This is a genomic window from Devosia sp. 63-57 (assembly GCF_001899045.1).
In the GTDB taxonomy this organism is placed as follows: Bacteria; Pseudomonadota; Alphaproteobacteria; order Rhizobiales; family Devosiaceae; genus Devosia; species Devosia equisanguinis.
Map to the genome: position 1 here is coordinate 140,431 of NZ_MKUY01000003.1, position 16,266 is coordinate 156,696.

Consider the following 16,266-nt stretch of genomic DNA (forward strand, 5'->3'; position numbering starts at 1 on the left):
ACCGCCCCGCGGCTCTTCAAACTCTGTCACGCGCCTTGCACTAGAGCAAGGTGGAGATGGTGAACTGGAACACCTGCGTCCGATCGTCGGTCGACTTGTTCAGCACATGCGCAACGTCTCCACGGAGCGGGCCGAACGGCGAGTCCCAGATGAGAGATGCGCCCACCGAGGTGCGCCACGGCTGATCGACGGAACCGGCCGACACGCCAACCGGGGCACCGGCACCGGTATTGATGTTCGGCAGGTTCGAACCGTCGATCCAGGCCGCATCGGCCCAGATGGCGCCGCTCAGGCCGTAGCTTTCCGGCAGGCCGGGGATCGGGAACTCGATTTCGGCTGACACGCCGGCATACATGGTCGCACCGAGATACTCGCCGCTGGTCAGACGCGGACCGATGCCGCGCGGCTGGAAGCCGCGGATCAGCTGCGAACCAGGGGTGAAAGCCTCGACGGCATGCACACCGGTATTGTTCATGCTGTTGACGACACCAGCCTGACCGCGAACGCTGGCCACGATGCCGCTGTCGTCGAGGAGCGGCATGAAGTAGCGTGCGCGCGCCTCGGTCTTCAGCAGGTTGTGGTCCCAACCGATATACTGCTGGGAGAACGTCGCATAGAGACCCTCGGTCGGGTTCTTGACGCTATCGACGCCATTCCAGACCAGGTTGTAACCGATGAATGCCTTGTTGAATTCCTGCTTGTCGGTAACCAGCGAAGACCTATACTGCGGATTGTCCTTGGTATCGGAGATGATCTTGCGCTCGTAACCAGCGAAGAGCCCAGCATTCAGCGTGCTGGTGATCGGAACGCCCAGGCGCACCTGGCCGCCAGTCACCTGCGAACCGTAGAAGGTCGTGGTGGTCTCGTCGTAGATGCGGTGATAGGCGTCGACGCCAGCCGAAACCTTCATGCCCATGAAGCGAGGTTCGGTGAACGAGAAATCGAAGGTACGGCCGGACTGCGTCGCGCCGATGGCGGCACGCAAGTACTGGCCACGCCCGAGGAAATTGCGCTCGGTGAGCGACACTTCACCCAGAATACCGTCGACCGTCGAATAACCGGCAGTCGCACCATATTCACCGGTCGAGGTCTCGGTCACATTGACGTTGAGCACGACCTTGTCGGGCGAAGATCCCGGAGCGGTGGAAATTTCCACCTTCGAGAAGAAGCCAAGCGCTTCGACCTTACTGCGACCACGGATAACCATGGAGCGGTTGAACGGGTCGCCTTCGCCGAATTCGAATTCCCGACGAATGACAAAGTCACGCGTCTTGGTATTGCCGGTGATATTGATGCGTTCGACATAGACGCGAGCGCCTTCATCCACGAGGTAGGTGATGTTGAACGTGCCGGTCGCGACATCACGATCCAGACGAGCGCGGACGTCAGCGAAGGAATAACCCTGAGCCGTGGCTTCGTAAGCCATGTCTTCCAGCGTCTTCTGCAGATCGGCAACCGAGTAACGACCACCCTGCCCGGTCTTGACCGTGCCCTTGAGCACATTGGTATTGAGACCGTTGATGCTGGTTTCGATATTGACGTTGCCGAATTCGTAGGGCTGGCCTTCATTTACCGTGAAATTGATGAAGTAGGCATTGCGCGAGGCATCATACTCGGCAACCGAGTTGACCTGCGCATCGGGATAGCCGCGATTGGCGTAGTAGAGACGGATACGCTCGCGATCAACCGCCAGCTTCTGCTCGTCATAGGTATCGTCGCGGAGCAACCAGCTGAGAACGCCAGTTTCCTTGGTGAGCATGGCGCCCTTGAGGCTGCCGGCACCAATCGCGTTATTGCCAGTGAAGTTGATCGCCGCAATGCCTGCGCGCTCGCCCTCATTGACCTGGAAAACCACTCGCACGCGACCATCGGCAGTTGCCTCGGTCCGCGCCGTCACACCGACGGACATGAAGCCATCGCGGTCGTAAGCCTGACGAATGCTTTCGATATCAGCAGCCAGTCGCTGCTGCGAGAACACTCCGGACGAACTCAGATCGACCATTGCCAGCAATTGCTTGTCGGAGAAGCGACGATTGCCCTCGAACAAGACAGAACCGACCAATTGCTCCTGAGCGTAGGCACTTACGACACCGAAAACCGGCACACCGCCTGCGATCAGGGGTGCAGCCCCCATAAGGGCAATCGCGGAAACCGCTCCACGCATCAGCTTGGTGGGGTTGATCATATTGTTATTGCCTTCTGCGACCTGCCCAGGGAATCGCGAACACACCGCTCCCCCAAGCCAACTCCATTGAAGTGTTTTACTGTTTTTTTAACCAGGGACAAGGCGTTCATCCCGACGCGGTTAGTAATTCATTGGCGATCTGGCATTCGTGCAACACCTTGCGAACCAAGGTTAATGGCGGGTTACCGCAGAATTCCAAAGTACGAGAACACCGTATCGTTAAATACGGTGAACACCATCAGCGCCAGGACCAGGGCAAAGCCGAAGCGATACCCTATTTCCTGTACCCGCATGCTGAGCGGGCGACCACGAACGGCCTCAACGAGATAGTACATTAGGTGGCCGCCGTCGAGCATCGGCACCGGCAAAAGATTGAATATACCGATATTTAGAGAGAGCAGCGCCATGAGGTTGATCAGGGCAACAATCCCCAGCGTTGCCACTTCCCCGGAAACCTTGGCCACTTTCACCGGGCCGCCCAGCTGCTCGACGTCCCCGCGCCCCACAAAGAAGTCTCCGAGGAACGCAGCCGTCCGCTGGATGATGAAGCGAATCTCCTCGAAGGTCATGCCGATCGCTTCCACCGGACCCGGCCGGTAGAGCGTGATGTCGGTATCATCGACATTGCGCGTCACCCCGATACGGCCGATGCGCTGCAAATTGCCAAACCGATCTTCGACCTGCACGGCTTCGGGCGTCAGAGTCAGTGTTTGCTCGGCACCATTGCGAACTAGGTCAACCACCACTTCGCGCGAGGGGCTGGTCGCTACATAGCGCTGAAAATCCTCGAAGCCGCGGACTGCGTAGCCATCAACCGATACGATCGTGTCGCCCGCCTGCAGCCCTGCCTCTTCGGCCACCGAACCGGCGATCACCTCGCCGACTACCGGCGGAATGGTGTAGCGCCCATAGCCAAGGAGCAGCGCATAGAGGATGAAGAAAGTCAGCAGAACATTGGCGATGGGACCGGCCGCTACGATGGCGATGCGCTGCCACACCGACTTGTTGACGAAGAGGCGCGGCGCCAGTTCTGGCGGCAGGTTCTGCGTCGCCTCAGGATCCGGCATACTGGCCGCATTCATATCGCCGACGAAGCGAACATAGCCACCCAGGGGAACCGCCGAGATACGCCAGCGCGTGCCGTGCTTGTCGTTCCAGCCGACAAGCTCCCGCCCAAAACCAACCGAAAAGGTTTGAATGGCCACGCCATTCCATCGTGCCACCAGATAGTGCCCCATCTCGTGTACGAACACGATGACGGTCAGGACAGCTAGGAACGGAACGACGTAGGACAGGAGCCAGAAGGCAAAATCAAACATGGGTCTTCCAAACTCTGCACATCACCCGCTGGGCGCACGTGCTACCAATATAGCAGGCCCTCGGCGATCGCTCCGAATCCGGCATGCAGACTGCCCACGATCACAACGAAGATGACGCCGAATGTAAGGCTGTCGAGACGGTCCATGAGACCGCCATGGCCGGGAATGATATCGCCGCTATCCTTGATGCGGAAATGACGTTTCAGCGCGCTTTCGGCCAGATCGCCCGATTGGCCGAGCACGCTGATGACGGCGGACAGCAAAAGACCGATCCAGATCGGAGAATCGGTGACCAGCAGCCAGACCACCAGGCCCGCGCCGGTACCGAGCGCCAGCCCTCCGAGGGCTCCCGACCAGGTCTTTGATGGCGAAATCTCCGGCGCCAGCTTTTCGCCACCGATCTGCCGGCCGGTGAAGAAGGCCGCCGAATCCGTCATCCAGATCACCGTACCGAGATAGACGCCTGCCCAGATACCAACCGTGCCTTCCCCGCGCATCATCAGGATGAGAAGGATCAGGCCGCCGAACAACCCGAGGCCGGCAAACCGCCAGACCAGAAGCTTTCGGTCCATGAACAGCGCCACCACACAGGCCACGAGGATAGTTGCAACGGCCCCCAACACGCCAAACAGCGGATAGGCCAGACCGGACAGCGCCACGAGACCGATCAGCACCATGCCCATGGGTGTCAGCGGCGCGCGGGAAATCATCGTTTCCCACTCCCGATAGACGCCGCCATAAACCGCGCCCACCACCGCCGCGAAGAGGTAGCTGCCGATGTAAAGCGCCGTAGCTGTCAGCGCGATGAGCACCAGAGCCGAAATGAGCCGCGGTCCGACATCTGCCCAGTTACGGCGAGTCACTGTTTTCTCGGGAGGGGGACCGTCCGGCATGCTCACGACCCTGTCGCGCCTATGCCGCCAAAGCGTCTGTCCCGCAACGAGAAGGCCTCGAGCACGCGCAGGAAGCTGGCTTCGTTGAAATCGGGCCAATGCTCGTCAACGAACACGAATTCGGAATATGCCGCCTGCCAGAGCAGGAAGTTGGAGAGCCGCTGCTCGCCGCTGGTCCGGATGATCAGATCGGGATCCGGCATGCCTTCGGTGAACAGCGAACGGGCGATGGCAGCTTCGTCGATTGCGTCCGGGTCCAGTCGCCCCGCGGCCACTTCATGCGCCAGCTGACGCGCAGCAGCTGCGAGCTCGGCCCGGCCTCCATAATTGAACGCAACCACCAGCGTCAGCCCGGTATTTCCGGCAGTCTTGGCTTCGACATCGTCGATGAGCCGCACCAGGGAGTGGTCGAGCCCCTCGCGCGTGCCGATGATCCGCACCTTGACATTGTTGCGGATCAATCGCTGCAGATCGGAAGCGACGAAGCGCCGCAAAAGATTGAAAATGAAGGAAATCTCGTCAGGAGGACGCGACCAGTTCTCGGAGGAGAAGCTGAATACGGTCAGGTACGAGACGCCGTAGGTGATGCAAAGCTCGACCATGCCGCGCAGGGCACCAACGCCCTGCACATGCCCTTCGGTGCGCCGCTTGCCGCGCGCCTTGGCCCAGCGTCCATTGCCATCCATGATTACGCCGAGATGCACCGGAATGCGCAATCCCGACGCCATCCGCGGTGTCATGCTGGCGGCCGGTTCCCCTGCCATCGACGCCCTCCCGGCGTGGATCAGCCGGTCCTTAGACCTGCATGATCTCCTGTTCCTTCTGTGCCACGATCGTATCGATCTCGGCGACGGCATCATCGGTGGCCTTCTGCACCAGATCCGACTGCTTCTTGGCGTCGTCCTGGCTCATGTCGCCGTCTTTCTCAGCCTTTTTCAAGGCATCCATGCCGTCACGGCGAATGTGGCGCACGGCCACACGAGCCTGCTCTGCATAGTTATGGGCGACCTTGGCCAGCTCCTTGCGGCGCTGCTCATTGAGCTCGGGCAGCGGCACGCGGATCACCTGCCCCTCGCCCATCGGGTTGAGGCCGAGGCCGCTATCGCGGATGGCCTTTTCGACGGCATTGGCCATGGAGCGATCCCAGACCTGCACCGACAGCATGCGCGGCTCGGGGACGGTGACCGTGGCAACCTGGTTGAGCGGCATGCGCGAACCATAGGCTTCGACGACCACCGGCTCCAGCAGGCTGGCGCTGGCCCGGCCCGTGCGCAGGCCGCCAAGCTCGTCTTTCAACGACGCGACGGTCTTCTGCATGCGGGTCTTGAGTTCCTTGAGATCGTAGTTGGCCATTGCCTGCTTCCTTCCAGTCCCTCGTCGGGCGTCGCAGAAACTGACACCCAACCTAAACTTGTTATCTTTCCGGCTGACTAATAGTGCCGAATTTTTGGTGCCTGTCAGGCATCCTTGCCGACGCGCGTGGAAAGGCCCCTGCCTTCCAGAACGCCGGAAAGCCCTGCCTGATCGTCCAGGGCATATACAATTATCGGCATGGAGTTGTCGCGGGCAAGCGCGAAGGCCGCCGTATCCATGACCTTGAGATTATCGGAGATGACCTTGTCATAGCCGATGCTGGAATAGCGCACCGCATCGGGATTGGTCTTGGGGTCTGCGGAATAGACACCGTCGACCTTGGTACCCTTGAGCACCACATCGCACTCCAGCTCGATGGCGCGCAGGGTAGCGGCCGTATCGGTGGTGAAAAACGGATTGCCAGTGCCGCCACCAAGCACAACGACAAACCCTTCTTCGAGAGCCTGCTTTGCATCGCGCGCCGTGAAGGTATCGGCCACAGACGGCATTGTCGCGGCGCTGAAGGGCTTGGACTTCATGCCCTGGCGGCTGATGGCATTGGAAAGGGCGAGGGCATTGATCATCGTGCCCAGCATGCCCATGAGATCGGCGGTAACGCGATCAGTACCATCGGCAGCGCCGGCCATGCCGCGGAAAATATTGCCGCCACCGACGACAATAGCCACTTGCGTTCCGCCGCGCGCCACATCGGCGATCTGCTTGGCGACACCCTGGAGAAAGGGTGGCTCGATGCCGAAGGAATTGTCTCCCGCCAGCGCCTCGCCCGAAACCTTGAGCAATATGCGCTTATAGGCAGACGACATTGGCGGACCTCTCGACATGTATGAGTACGGCCACCGAATCCAGCGGGGACCCGGCCGACCCTAGTGCAAAAACGCCCCACAAAGAAGGCGAAGTTGCGGATGATGAAGTTTAGGCTACAGAAATCTCGATCCGGAAATGTGCGATCCGGAGAGGAGCGGGTGGGCCATGGCCCACCCGAAACGGGTCTTACTTGACGCCGGCAGTGGCAGCGACTTCAGCCGCAAAGTCGGTCTCGACCTTTTCGATGCCTTCGCCCAGGGCAAAGCGCACGAACTTGGTCAGCTTGACCGGCGCGCCGACTTCCTTTTCGGCATTCTTGATGGCGTCGCCCACGCGGGTCTCGCCGTCGATCACGAACACCTGGCTGAGCAGCGTGACTTCTTCGAAGTACTTGCGCATGCGGCCTTCGACCATCTTCTCGGCGATGTCGGCGGACTTGCCGCTTTCCTTGACCTGCTCAAGAATGATGGCGCGCTCACGGGCAACCACTTCCTGATCCAGCTCTTCGGGAGCAATGGCCTGCGGCTGCGCGGCAGCGATGTGCATGGCCAGCTGCTTGCCGAGTGCCGACAGGGCAGCCTTGTCACCAGTGGATTCGAGCGCCACCAGGATACCGATCTTGCCCATGCCCGCCTTGACGGCATTGTGGATATAGCTTTCCACCACGCCATCGGTAACGGTCACGGTCTGCGTACGGCGCAGGTTCATGTTCTCGCCGATCTTGGCGATAGCCTCGGTCAGTTCAGCCGAAACCGAGTGGCCGGTACCCGGGTACGGCATTTCGCCCAGCTTGACGACATCGCCATCGGCGTCGAGCGCCAGCTTGGCAATGTTGCCGACGATGGTCTGGAACTGCTCGTTGCGGGCAACGAAGTCGGTTTCGGAATTGACTTCAACGACGGCGGCCTTGGTGCCGGCAGTGGCAACGCCAACCAGACCTTCGGCAGCAACGCGATCTGCCTTCTTGGCAGCCTTGGCGAGGCCGCGCGTGCGCAGCCAGTCGACTGCAGCTTCCATGTCGCCATTGGTTTCAGCGAGGGCCTTCTTGCAGTCCATCATGCCGACGCCAGTCGACTCGCGGAGCTGCTTAACCATTGCGGCAGTGATTTCCATGGTTCACCTCTTGGCGGCCCCTCGCGGGGCTGCAATGTTCAATTGGATTTGGCCCGAATGTCCGGGCCACGGTACGCTTTCGAGAAAGGTGGAGACCACCTTTCCCATTATCAAGCGCAACTAGACGAAGATCAGTTGACGGCGGCTTCCGCGTCGGAAGGCAGATCTTCAGCCGGAGTTTCAGCGCCGGCACCGAGATCGGCACCCAGAGCGCTCGACGAACGGCCGATGCCGTCAATAGCGGCGCGCGAGATCAGCGAGACATAGAGCTCGAGAGCGCGGCTGGCGTCGTCATTGCCCGGAATCGCGTAGTCGACGGTGTCCGGATCGCAGTTGGTATCGACGATGGCCACCACCGGGATACCCAGGCGACGGGCTTCCTTGATCGCGTTGGCTTCCTTGTTGGTGTCGATCACGAACAGGAGGCTCGGCAGGTTGCCCATGTCCTTGATACCGCCCAGGTCGCGCTCGAGACGCTCCTGCTCGCGGGACATCATCAGGCGCTCCTTCTTGGTGCGCAGCGCCAGGTCGGCATCGCTCATCGACTCGAGCTCACGCAGGCGAGCGATCGAGTTGGAGATGGTCTGCCAGTTGGTCAGCGTGCCGCCGAGCCAACGCGAGTTCACGTAGTACTGAGCGGACTGCTTGGCAGCATCGGCCACCAGCGGAGCGGCCTGGCGCTTGGTACCAACGAACAGCACGCGGCCGCCATCGGCAACGGTGTCGGATACGAGCTGCAGAGCGCGGCTCAGGGCCGGGACGGTCTGCGACAGGTCGAGAATGTGGATATCGTTGCGCACGCCGAAGATGTAGCGTTCCATCTTCGGGTTCCAGCGGTGCTTCTGGTGGCCGAAATGGACGCCTGCTTCGAGAAGCTGACGCATGGAGAATTCTGGCAGTGCCATGATGGGCTGCTCCTTTACCGGTTTATGCCGCCACGAAGCCTTGCGACGATGCTCGTCACCGGATGGATTTCTGAACGACAGAAAGCCTGCTTCGTGTGTGTGATTGCGCCGGACCACGCCGAACGCGTGCGCCATATAGGCGAACAATGGCCCCGACGCAACCCACCTGCACCACTTCGAACTGGACGAATTTCACGGAATCGTCAGGGAACAAAGCGCTTTGGCCACGATTGACTATGCATAGACCCGCGCCTGGCACGCGGGGACAAGGGTGAAAACCCCTGAGCGGGAGAGGAAGGGCCAAGGCTCGCCTCTTCCGCGTTGTTATGTGATGCGCTCACGCGAACCGAACATCCATCACGCCATCGAGCGCTTTGATCCCGCCGGCGACCTCGGCGGTCAGCTGGTATTTTCCAGGCAATTCCAGCTCGTACTCTCGAGCGCCGCCATCCCGGATCACCACGAAACTGACGGTGCCATTACCGCCGCGCTTCAGCTGCGCACTGGTCGGCTCCAATGCTTTGGCGTCGGCCATGAAGATGGTCATCTGCCGATCCACGCGCTCAGCCATGCCCTCGATGGGCTTGGCCGAAACCAGACGCAGGCTGATACCTTCCGCCCGCTCGTCAGCACCGACCTCCAGGATCACCGAATTGCCCGGCTGCAGAATTGCGCCGAACTCGTTGATCTGCTCGGAGAAGGCAATGCATTCGAACGTGCCGCTCTGATCCGAGAGCGACAGGATCATCATCGGCGTGCCTTTTCGCGTTCGCCGATCATTGCGCCCAGAAATCGTGCCGGCGAGACGACCGGCACCCGCCCCATCCTTCACAGCCCGCTCGAAATCGCTCCAGCGCTGCACCCGCAATTTTTCGAAAAGATCGGCATAGGCATCGAGCGGGTGCGCCGAAAGATGGAAGCCGATGGCGGCCAGTTCGCGATCCGCCCGCTCGGTCGAGCTCCAGGCCGGCACGCCGGATGGCAGCCTGAACGGCTCGGGCTCGGCGCTGGCGAACATGTTCCATTGGCCTTCATTACGCTCCGAGGTCAGCGCCTGCGCCGTGCCGATCACCGACTCGACCGCTGCAAAGGCAACTTCCCGACGCGGCACCAAGCCATCGAAGGCCCCGGCATTGACCAGTGTCTCCAGCGTCCGCTTGTTGAGGACCCGCGGGTCGACCCGACGTGCGAAATCGCCGAGATCCTTGAACGGCTCGTTGCCTCGTACCTCGACGATGTGTTCCGCCATCGCCCGGCCCACGCCCTTCACCGCCGAAAGCCCGTAATGGATGCGGTCTTCCTTGACGGAGAACACCACTTCCGAGCGATTGACGCAGGGCGGCACCACTTCAATACCCTTTTTGCCCGCTTCGCGACGGAAGTCGCTGAGCTTATCGGTCTGCGCCATGTCGAGCGTCATCGAAGCCGCATAAAATTCGTGCGGAAAGTGCTCCTTGAGATAAGCGGTCTGGTAGGAGACCCAGGCATAGGCCGCCGCGTGGCTCTTGTTGAAGCCGTAATTGGCGAACTTGGCGAGCAGGTCGAAGATTTCATCGGCGAGGGTTTCGCTCACCCCCTGCGGCCCGGAGCCTTCGCGGAATCGGACGCGCTGGGCATCCATTTCCGCCTTGATTTTCTTACCCATGGCGCGGCGCAACATGTCCGCCTCGCCCAGCGAGTAGCCTGACAGAAGCTGGGCGATCTGCATCACCTGCTCCTGGTAGACGATGATGCCGTAAGTCTCATCCAGCACCGTCGACAGCGCCGGATGCGGATAGCTCACCTCTTCGGTGCCATGCTTGCGATTGATGAAGCTCGGGATATTGTCCATCGGGCCAGGCCGATAGAGCGCGTTCATGGCGATAAGGTCTTCGATACGGTCGGGCTTGAGCTCCATCAGAGCACGGCGCATGCCAGCCGATTCAAACTGGAAAATGCCGTAGGTATCGCCCCGGGCGTAGAGCTTGTAAGTGGCGGCGTCTTCAATCGGAATGGCGTCGATATCGAGGTTGATCCCGCGATTAGCCACCATCTCAACGGCATAGCGGATCGTCGTCAGCGTCTTGAGGCCGAGGAAGTCGAACTTCACCAGGCCTGCCGGTTCCACCCATTTAAGGTTGTACTGCGTAACCGGCATTTCCGAGCGCGGATCGCGGTAGAGCGGCAGCAGTTTTTGCAGTGGACGGTCGCCGATCACGATGCCCGCGGCGTGGGTCGAGGCGTGGCGGAAGAGCCCCTCGAGAGCCTGAGCAATCTCCACCAGTTGGCCGACGGTCTCGTCCTCGTCCGCCATCTGCTTGAACTGCGGCACCTCCTTCATGGTCCGTTCGATGGACCAGGGATCGGCCGGATTGGCGGGCACGAGCTTGCAGATGCGATCCACCTGCCCATAGGGCATCTGCAGAACGCGACCGACGTCGCGCAACACGGCGCGCGCCTGCAGCGTTCCGAAGGTGATGATCTGCGCCACCTGTTCGGCGCCATACTTCTTCTGGACGTAGTCGATGACCTCTTCACGACGATCCTGGCAGAAGTCGATATCGAAGTCGGGCATCGACACGCGTTCCGGATTGAGGAAGCGTTCGAACAGCAGATTGTAGCGCAGCGGATCGAGGTCGGTGATGGTCGTGGCATAGGCCACGAGCGAACCGGCACCAGAACCGCGCCCCGGTCCCACCGGGATGCCATGAGCCTTTGACCACTGAATAAAATCAGCAACAATAAGGAAATAGCCAGGGAACTTCATCTTTTCGATGATAGAAAGCTCGAAAGCCAGCCGTTCCCTGTACTCGGCTTCTGTCTTGCCCGGCGCGATGCCAGTCGTTGCCAGGCGCGCATTAAGACCGGTCTCGGCCATCTCGCGCAATGCCAATGCTTCGGCCGCAACAACAGCATCTTCGGTGTCGTGTGACCCGGCAGCGAACTTGGGCAGGATCGGGCCCCGCGTCCTCGGACGGAAGGCGATGCGCTGCGCAATCTCGATGGTGGATTCAAGCGCCTCGGGCAGATCGGCGAACAGCTCGATCATTTCGGCCCGGGTCTTGAAATAATACTGGTCGTTGAGCTTGCGCCGCTCGGTCTGTGCCAGCACGGTGCCGCCGGCGATCGCCAGCAGTGCGTCATGCGCCTCGAATTCCTTGGCGGTCTTGAAAAACGGCTCATTGGCCGCGACCAGCGGGATACCTCTGCGATAGGCGTAGTCGATGAGGCGGGGCTCAACAACCGCCTCTTGCGGCCGACCATGCCGCTGCAACTCAATATAGAGGCGATCATCGAAGAGCTCGGCCAAGCGGTCGAGCCGGCGGATGGCGTTGGCGTCCTGCCCTTGCGCTAAGGCCATATCGATGGCGCCCTCGGGACCACCTGAGAGGCAGATCACTCCCGCCAGGCCTTCGCGGGACAGCCAATCCAGCTTGACACGCGCCAGCCCGTTTTCGCCTTCGAGATAGGCGCGTGACACCAGGCCGGAGAGATTGGCAAACCCCTCCTCCGACTGCGCCATCAAGACGACACTGGACTTGCCCGTCCAGGCCACGTGCCCGCGCTCACTGACGCGTTCTTCGGCAGCAGCGAAGTCGAAGGGCAGTTCCACCCCGATCAGAGGCTGGATGCCCTTCTTGGTCGCCTTTTCGGAAAACTCCAACGCGCCAAATAGATTGCCGGTATCGGCGATTCCGATCGCCGGCTGGGCATCGGCCGCTGCCAGCTTCAGAATGGTTTCGAGCTGCAGAGCGCCTTCGAGCAGAGAGAAGGCAGAATGGACATGTAGGTGAATATAGCCGGGGCCGCGCATAAGCATCTCCTGGCCGGAACATGGGCTCCTGGCGAGCCAGGGTCAAACCTTTCTCGGCCCACAATCCACAAGTGATCACGCCAGATGCGTGATGAGGTCCATCCAGGTGAGCGAGCCGATAGTGAACGCACCCAGCGTGACGAAAGCGGCGAAGTCCTTGATGAAATCGAGCATTCTTGCCTCCTGTGTTTCTGTATTGTTCTTATAAGTTCTATTTTTGTTCACGTCTAGACGGGAACAGCGGTGAAACCGGGGACAGGGGTTAACTGGTTAGGAAAGCGTTAGGATAGGTTGTTGGTCGTTAAGATTCGGCGCTGTGCGGCCCCCGGCGCGCGCTCGACGAAATTGGGATCGTGAGGGGCCGTGGAAACCGCAAAGCAGAACACCGCCCCCTTTCAGGAGCGGTGCCAAACTGCAGGTCCGGATCGACGATGCGGCCGCCACTTTGAGACGCTAGGCATTCTTCACGAACCCTAGAGGGTGTGTGGAACCACCAGACCATTACGGATCGTGACGATCCGATCCGCGCGTCGCGCGAGGTCATAATTATGCGTCGCGATAAGCGCAGCGGCGCCTTCATTGCGGATGAGGCTCTTGAGGGCCTCAAACACGCGGTCGCTCGTCTCCGGGTCGAGATTGCCGGTCGGCTCATCAGCGAGAATGACACGCGGATGATTGGCGGCGGCGCGGGCGATAGCGACACGCTGCTGCTCCCCACCGGACAGTTCAGCGGGGCGATGGGTGGCGCGCGGAGCGACACCCAAGAGGTCCAGCAGTTCCATGGCCCTGCCCTCCGCCGGCTTTTGCGTCTGACCGGCGATCAATTGCGGCATCACCACGTTTTCGAGCGCGGTAAATTCGGGCAGCAGATGATGGAATTGATAGACATAGCCAACCGTCGAGCGCCGCAATTGCGTGCGTGCGCGATCGCCCATCTGGCTGGTTTTTTGCCCGACAATTTCGATCTCGCCCGATTGCGGCGATTCCAGCAGACCGCACAAATGCAGCAATGTGGATTTGCCTGCGCCTGATGGCGCGACGAGGGCAACCATCTCACCACTGTCGACGGTTAGATTGGCAGATTCGAGCACGCGCACGGTGCGCTCGCCTTCGCCATAATGCCGGTGGACGTCCTGCAGCAGCAGATGCGGCTTACTCATAGCGCAGGGCCTCCACCGGGTCATATTGGGCCGCACGCCAGGCCGGGTAAATGGTGGCCAGGAAGCTCAGTCCCAGTGCCATGCACACCACCACCGTCACCTCCACCGGATCGGTGCGGCTGGGCAGAGACGACAGGAAAAACACCTCTGGAGGGAACAGCGTCACCCCGAGGAAATCGGAGATTGCCGCGCGGATGGTTTCGGCGTTGGCCGCCACGATCAGACCAATCACCGTGCCGGCAAGCGTGCCGATGACGCCGATCGTCGTGCCGGTGATCGAGAAGATGCGCATGATTGACCCGCGGGTCGCACCCATAGTGCGTAGCACCGCGATATCAGCGCCCTTGTCCTTCACCAGCATGATGAGGCTGGAGATGATGTTGAACGCCGCCACCAGGATGATCATCGAGAGGATAGTGAACATCACGACACGCTCGACCTGCAGCGCCGAGAAGAAGGTCTCGTTGCGCTGTTGCCAACTGGTCAGGATCATTGGCCGCAGATTGGGCATGGCCTCAATCCGCTCGCGCATCATGTTGACCGAGTCGGGATTGTCGATGAACACTTCTACGCCGCTGGTGCGCGGCACGCGGTCATAGGCGGCGTCGATTTCAGCGTCGCTCGCCATGATATCGAGCGGCGCCTGGCCAGGCTTCAGCACGTCATCGATGAGCTTGAAATAATCCTGCGCAGGCTCGAGCGGCATGAAGATGTAGAAACTGTCGAACTCGACCATGCCCAGATTGTAGATGGCATTGACCGGATAGGACCGGATCTGTGGCGTCGAGCCGAAGGGCGTCATCGCCCCATCGGGATTGATCAACTGGACCTGGTCGCCGATGCCGACACCCAGGGTCTGCGCAAGGCGGTAGCCAATGGCCACCCCGGTGCTTTCGTCCCAGCTGTCGAACCCGCCCTGCTCAGCCGAATTGTAGAGCAGATCGAGTTTCTTGAGATTTGCCTCATCCATGCCGCGGACAGTGGCCCCGGTCGAACTGCCCCGGCCGGACGCCAGAACCTGACCTTCGACGAAATAGACAGCAAACTTGACGCCATCGACCTGTTCGAGCGCCGACACAGTTTCCTTATAGTCGGTGAACTGGCTCTCGATGGGATAGCCGGTGAAATGACCGTTGAGCCCCAGAATCTTGTCGAGGAGCTCGCCGCGGAAACCGTTCATCACCGACATGACGACGATGAGCGTCGCCACGCCGATGGCCACGCCAACCATGGTGAGGCTGGCGATGACCGATATAAAGGCTTCCTTGCGTCTGGCGCGTAAATAGCGCCCAGCAATCATCCATTCGAAACGGGCAAAAGGCCGGGTGCTCCGGCCGCCCGCTGCTTGCTGTGCGCTCTCGGTCAAATGTCGTTCATCCGCTGGGGTTCGATCAGGGCCCGCAGGCGTGCAACCGCCTCGGACAGCGGCAGCGTCTCCCGCTCACCACTTTTGCGATGCTTGATCTCGACTTCGCCGGATTTAAGGCCACGCGGCCCCAAAATCAGCTGATAGGGAATGCCTACGAGATCGGCGGTGGCAAACTTGCTGCCAGCCGGCTGGTCGCGATCGTCATAGAGCAGGTCGATACCGGCCGCGGAAAGCTCCGCATAGAGAGCATCGCATGCAGCATCAGTGTCGGCATCGCCGGCCTTGAGGTTGATCAGCACGGCTTCGAAGGGCGCCACGGATACCGGCCAGACAATACCGTTTTCATCATGGCTGGCCTCGATGATCGCCGGGACCACGCGGGTCAGGCCGATGCCATAGGAGCCCATATGCACCACGGTTTCCTTGCCATCCTGCCCGGTGACGCTGGCCTTCATCGGCTCCGAATATTTGGTGCCGAAATAGAAGATGTGCCCCACCTCGATACCGCGCGCCGACACCCGCTTGTCCTCGGGAACTGCGGCTTCATACTCGGCCTGGTCCACCATCTCTTCGGTGGCAGCGTAGAGCGACGTCCAATCGTTGAAGATCGGCTTGAGATCCCCCCGGAAATCTACATCCTTGGACGGGATCGACTTGTCGAGCAGGTCGCGATGACAGAACACCTGGCTTTCGCCCGTTTCCGCAAGGATGATCCATTCATGGCTGAGGTCGCCACCGATGGGGCCGGTATCGGCGCGCATCGGAATGGCGGTCAGCCCCATACGGGCATAGGTGCGCAGATAGGCCACGAACATTCGCTCATAGGCGGCGACAGCACGATCCTTGTCGAGGTCGAAAGAATAGGCATCCTTCATCAGGAATTCGCGACTGCGCATCGTGCCGAAGCGGGGGCGCACCTCGTCGCGGAACTTCCACTGAATGTGATAAAGGTTCAGCGGCAGGTCCTTGTAGGACTTCACATAGGTCCGGAAGATGTCGGTGATCATCTCTTCATTGGTCGGGCCGTAGAGGAATTCGCGCTCGTGGCGATCCTCGATGCGCAGCATTTCCTTGCCATAGGCGTCATAGCGCCCTGACTCGCGCCAAAGGTCGGCCGACTGGATGGTCGGCATCAGCAATTCAATCGCGCCGGAGCGGTTCTGCTCCTCTTCGATGATCTTCTGCACCTTCATCAGCACTTTGTAGCCAAGCGGCAGCCAGGAATAGAGACCGGACGCCTGCTGACGGATCATGCCTGCACGCAGCATCAGCCGGTGCGAAACGATCTCTGCCTCCTTGGGCACATCGCGCAGCACCGGCAGGAAATAGCGGGAAAGGCGCATGGGAACTC

At 60.5% G+C, this 16,266-nt stretch carries 12 protein-coding genes; all 12 read right to left on the reverse strand.

Annotated features, from left to right (window positions below):
* Positions 1 to 40: 40 nt before the first annotated feature.
* The 12 genes from bamA to proS all read right to left on the reverse strand — a co-directional run bounded on the left by bamA (position 41) and on the right by proS (position 16,258).
* Positions 41 to 2,185: an outer membrane protein assembly factor BamA gene (bamA, locus tag BGO80_RS00680; protein ID WP_286718095.1), complete on the reverse strand. Its 2,145-nt coding sequence runs from the start codon at positions 2,183 to 2,185 to the stop codon at positions 41 to 43.
* Between the two features lie 182 nt (positions 2,186 to 2,367).
* Positions 2,368 to 3,504 (reverse strand): RIP metalloprotease RseP, encoded by a 1,137-nt coding sequence (gene rseP, locus BGO80_RS00685; protein WP_286718097.1) that lies wholly within the window; start codon positions 3,502 to 3,504, stop codon positions 2,368 to 2,370.
* 41 nt (positions 3,505 to 3,545) lie between these two features.
* The gene (locus BGO80_RS00690) at positions 3,546 to 4,367 is read right to left on the reverse strand and encodes a phosphatidate cytidylyltransferase (protein WP_164550469.1); all 822 of its coding nucleotides are present in this window, start codon (positions 4,365 to 4,367) and stop codon (positions 3,546 to 3,548) included.
* 32 nt (positions 4,368 to 4,399) lie between these two features.
* Entirely contained in the window at positions 4,400 to 5,161 is a 762-nt protein-coding gene (gene uppS, locus BGO80_RS00695; protein ID WP_286718103.1) for an undecaprenyl pyrophosphate synthase, read from the reverse strand.
* A 31-nt stretch (positions 5,162 to 5,192) separates the two neighbouring features.
* Entirely contained in the window at positions 5,193 to 5,750 is a 558-nt protein-coding gene (gene frr, locus BGO80_RS00700) for a ribosome recycling factor (RefSeq protein WP_126151843.1), read from the reverse strand.
* Between the two features lie 104 nt (positions 5,751 to 5,854).
* On the reverse strand, positions 5,855 to 6,574 hold the full coding sequence (gene pyrH / locus BGO80_RS00705) for a UMP kinase (RefSeq protein ID WP_223214281.1): 720 nt from the start codon (positions 6,572 to 6,574) through the stop codon (positions 5,855 to 5,857).
* A 187-nt stretch (positions 6,575 to 6,761) separates the two neighbouring features.
* Positions 6,762 to 7,688 (reverse strand): translation elongation factor Ts, encoded by a 927-nt coding sequence (gene tsf, locus BGO80_RS00710; protein WP_286718110.1) that lies wholly within the window; start codon positions 7,686 to 7,688, stop codon positions 6,762 to 6,764.
* A gap of 131 nt (positions 7,689 to 7,819) precedes the next feature.
* On the reverse strand, positions 7,820 to 8,593 hold the full coding sequence (gene rpsB, locus BGO80_RS00715) for a 30S ribosomal protein S2 (protein ID WP_126151846.1): 774 nt from the start codon (positions 8,591 to 8,593) through the stop codon (positions 7,820 to 7,822).
* A 337-nt stretch (positions 8,594 to 8,930) separates the two neighbouring features.
* On the reverse strand, positions 8,931 to 12,386 hold the full coding sequence (gene dnaE / locus BGO80_RS00720) for a DNA polymerase III subunit alpha (protein ID WP_286718113.1): 3,456 nt from the start codon (positions 12,384 to 12,386) through the stop codon (positions 8,931 to 8,933).
* Between the two features lie 473 nt (positions 12,387 to 12,859).
* On the reverse strand, positions 12,860 to 13,546 hold the full coding sequence (locus tag BGO80_RS00725) for an ABC transporter ATP-binding protein (RefSeq protein ID WP_286718116.1): 687 nt from the start codon (positions 13,544 to 13,546) through the stop codon (positions 12,860 to 12,862).
* Positions 13,539 to 14,846, reverse strand: coding sequence for an ABC transporter permease (locus BGO80_RS00730; RefSeq protein WP_286719582.1), 1,308 nt, complete (start codon positions 14,844 to 14,846; stop codon positions 13,539 to 13,541). The genes BGO80_RS00725 and BGO80_RS00730 overlap by 8 nt, the downstream gene beginning before the upstream one ends.
* Before the next feature lie 62 nt (positions 14,847 to 14,908).
* Positions 14,909 to 16,258: a proline--tRNA ligase gene (gene proS, locus BGO80_RS00735; protein ID WP_286718119.1), complete on the reverse strand. Its 1,350-nt coding sequence runs from the start codon at positions 16,256 to 16,258 to the stop codon at positions 14,909 to 14,911.
* Positions 16,259 to 16,266 lie beyond the last annotated feature (8 nt).

Bases quoted from the DNA above. Each gene is read 5' to 3' on its own strand.
- dnaE (WP_286718113.1), bottom strand. From the start codon at position 12,386: ATGCGCGGCCCCGGCTATATTCACCTACATGTCCATTCTGCCTTCTCT.
- bamA (WP_286718095.1), bottom strand. From the start codon at position 2,185: ATGATCAACCCCACCAAGCTGATGCGTGGAGCGGTTTCCGCGATTGCC.
- BGO80_RS00725 (WP_286718116.1), bottom strand. From the start codon at position 13,546: ATGAGTAAGCCGCATCTGCTGCTGCAGGACGTCCACCGGCATTATGGC.
- tsf (WP_286718110.1), bottom strand. From the start codon at position 7,688: ATGGAAATCACTGCCGCAATGGTTAAGCAGCTCCGCGAGTCGACTGGC.
- pyrH (WP_223214281.1), bottom strand. From the start codon at position 6,574: ATGTCGTCTGCCTATAAGCGCATATTGCTCAAGGTTTCGGGCGAGGCG.
- rseP (WP_286718097.1), bottom strand. From the start codon at position 3,504: ATGTTTGATTTTGCCTTCTGGCTCCTGTCCTACGTCGTTCCGTTCCTA.
- uppS (WP_286718103.1), bottom strand. From the start codon at position 5,161: ATGGCAGGGGAACCGGCCGCCAGCATGACACCGCGGATGGCGTCGGGA.
- proS (WP_286718119.1), bottom strand. From the start codon at position 16,258: ATGCGCCTTTCCCGCTATTTCCTGCCGGTGCTGCGCGATGTGCCCAAG.
- rpsB (WP_126151846.1), bottom strand. From the start codon at position 8,593: ATGGCACTGCCAGAATTCTCCATGCGTCAGCTTCTCGAAGCAGGCGTC.
- BGO80_RS00730 (WP_286719582.1), bottom strand. From the start codon at position 14,846: ATGATTGCTGGGCGCTATTTACGCGCCAGACGCAAGGAAGCCTTTATA.
- frr (WP_126151843.1), bottom strand. From the start codon at position 5,750: ATGGCCAACTACGATCTCAAGGAACTCAAGACCCGCATGCAGAAGACC.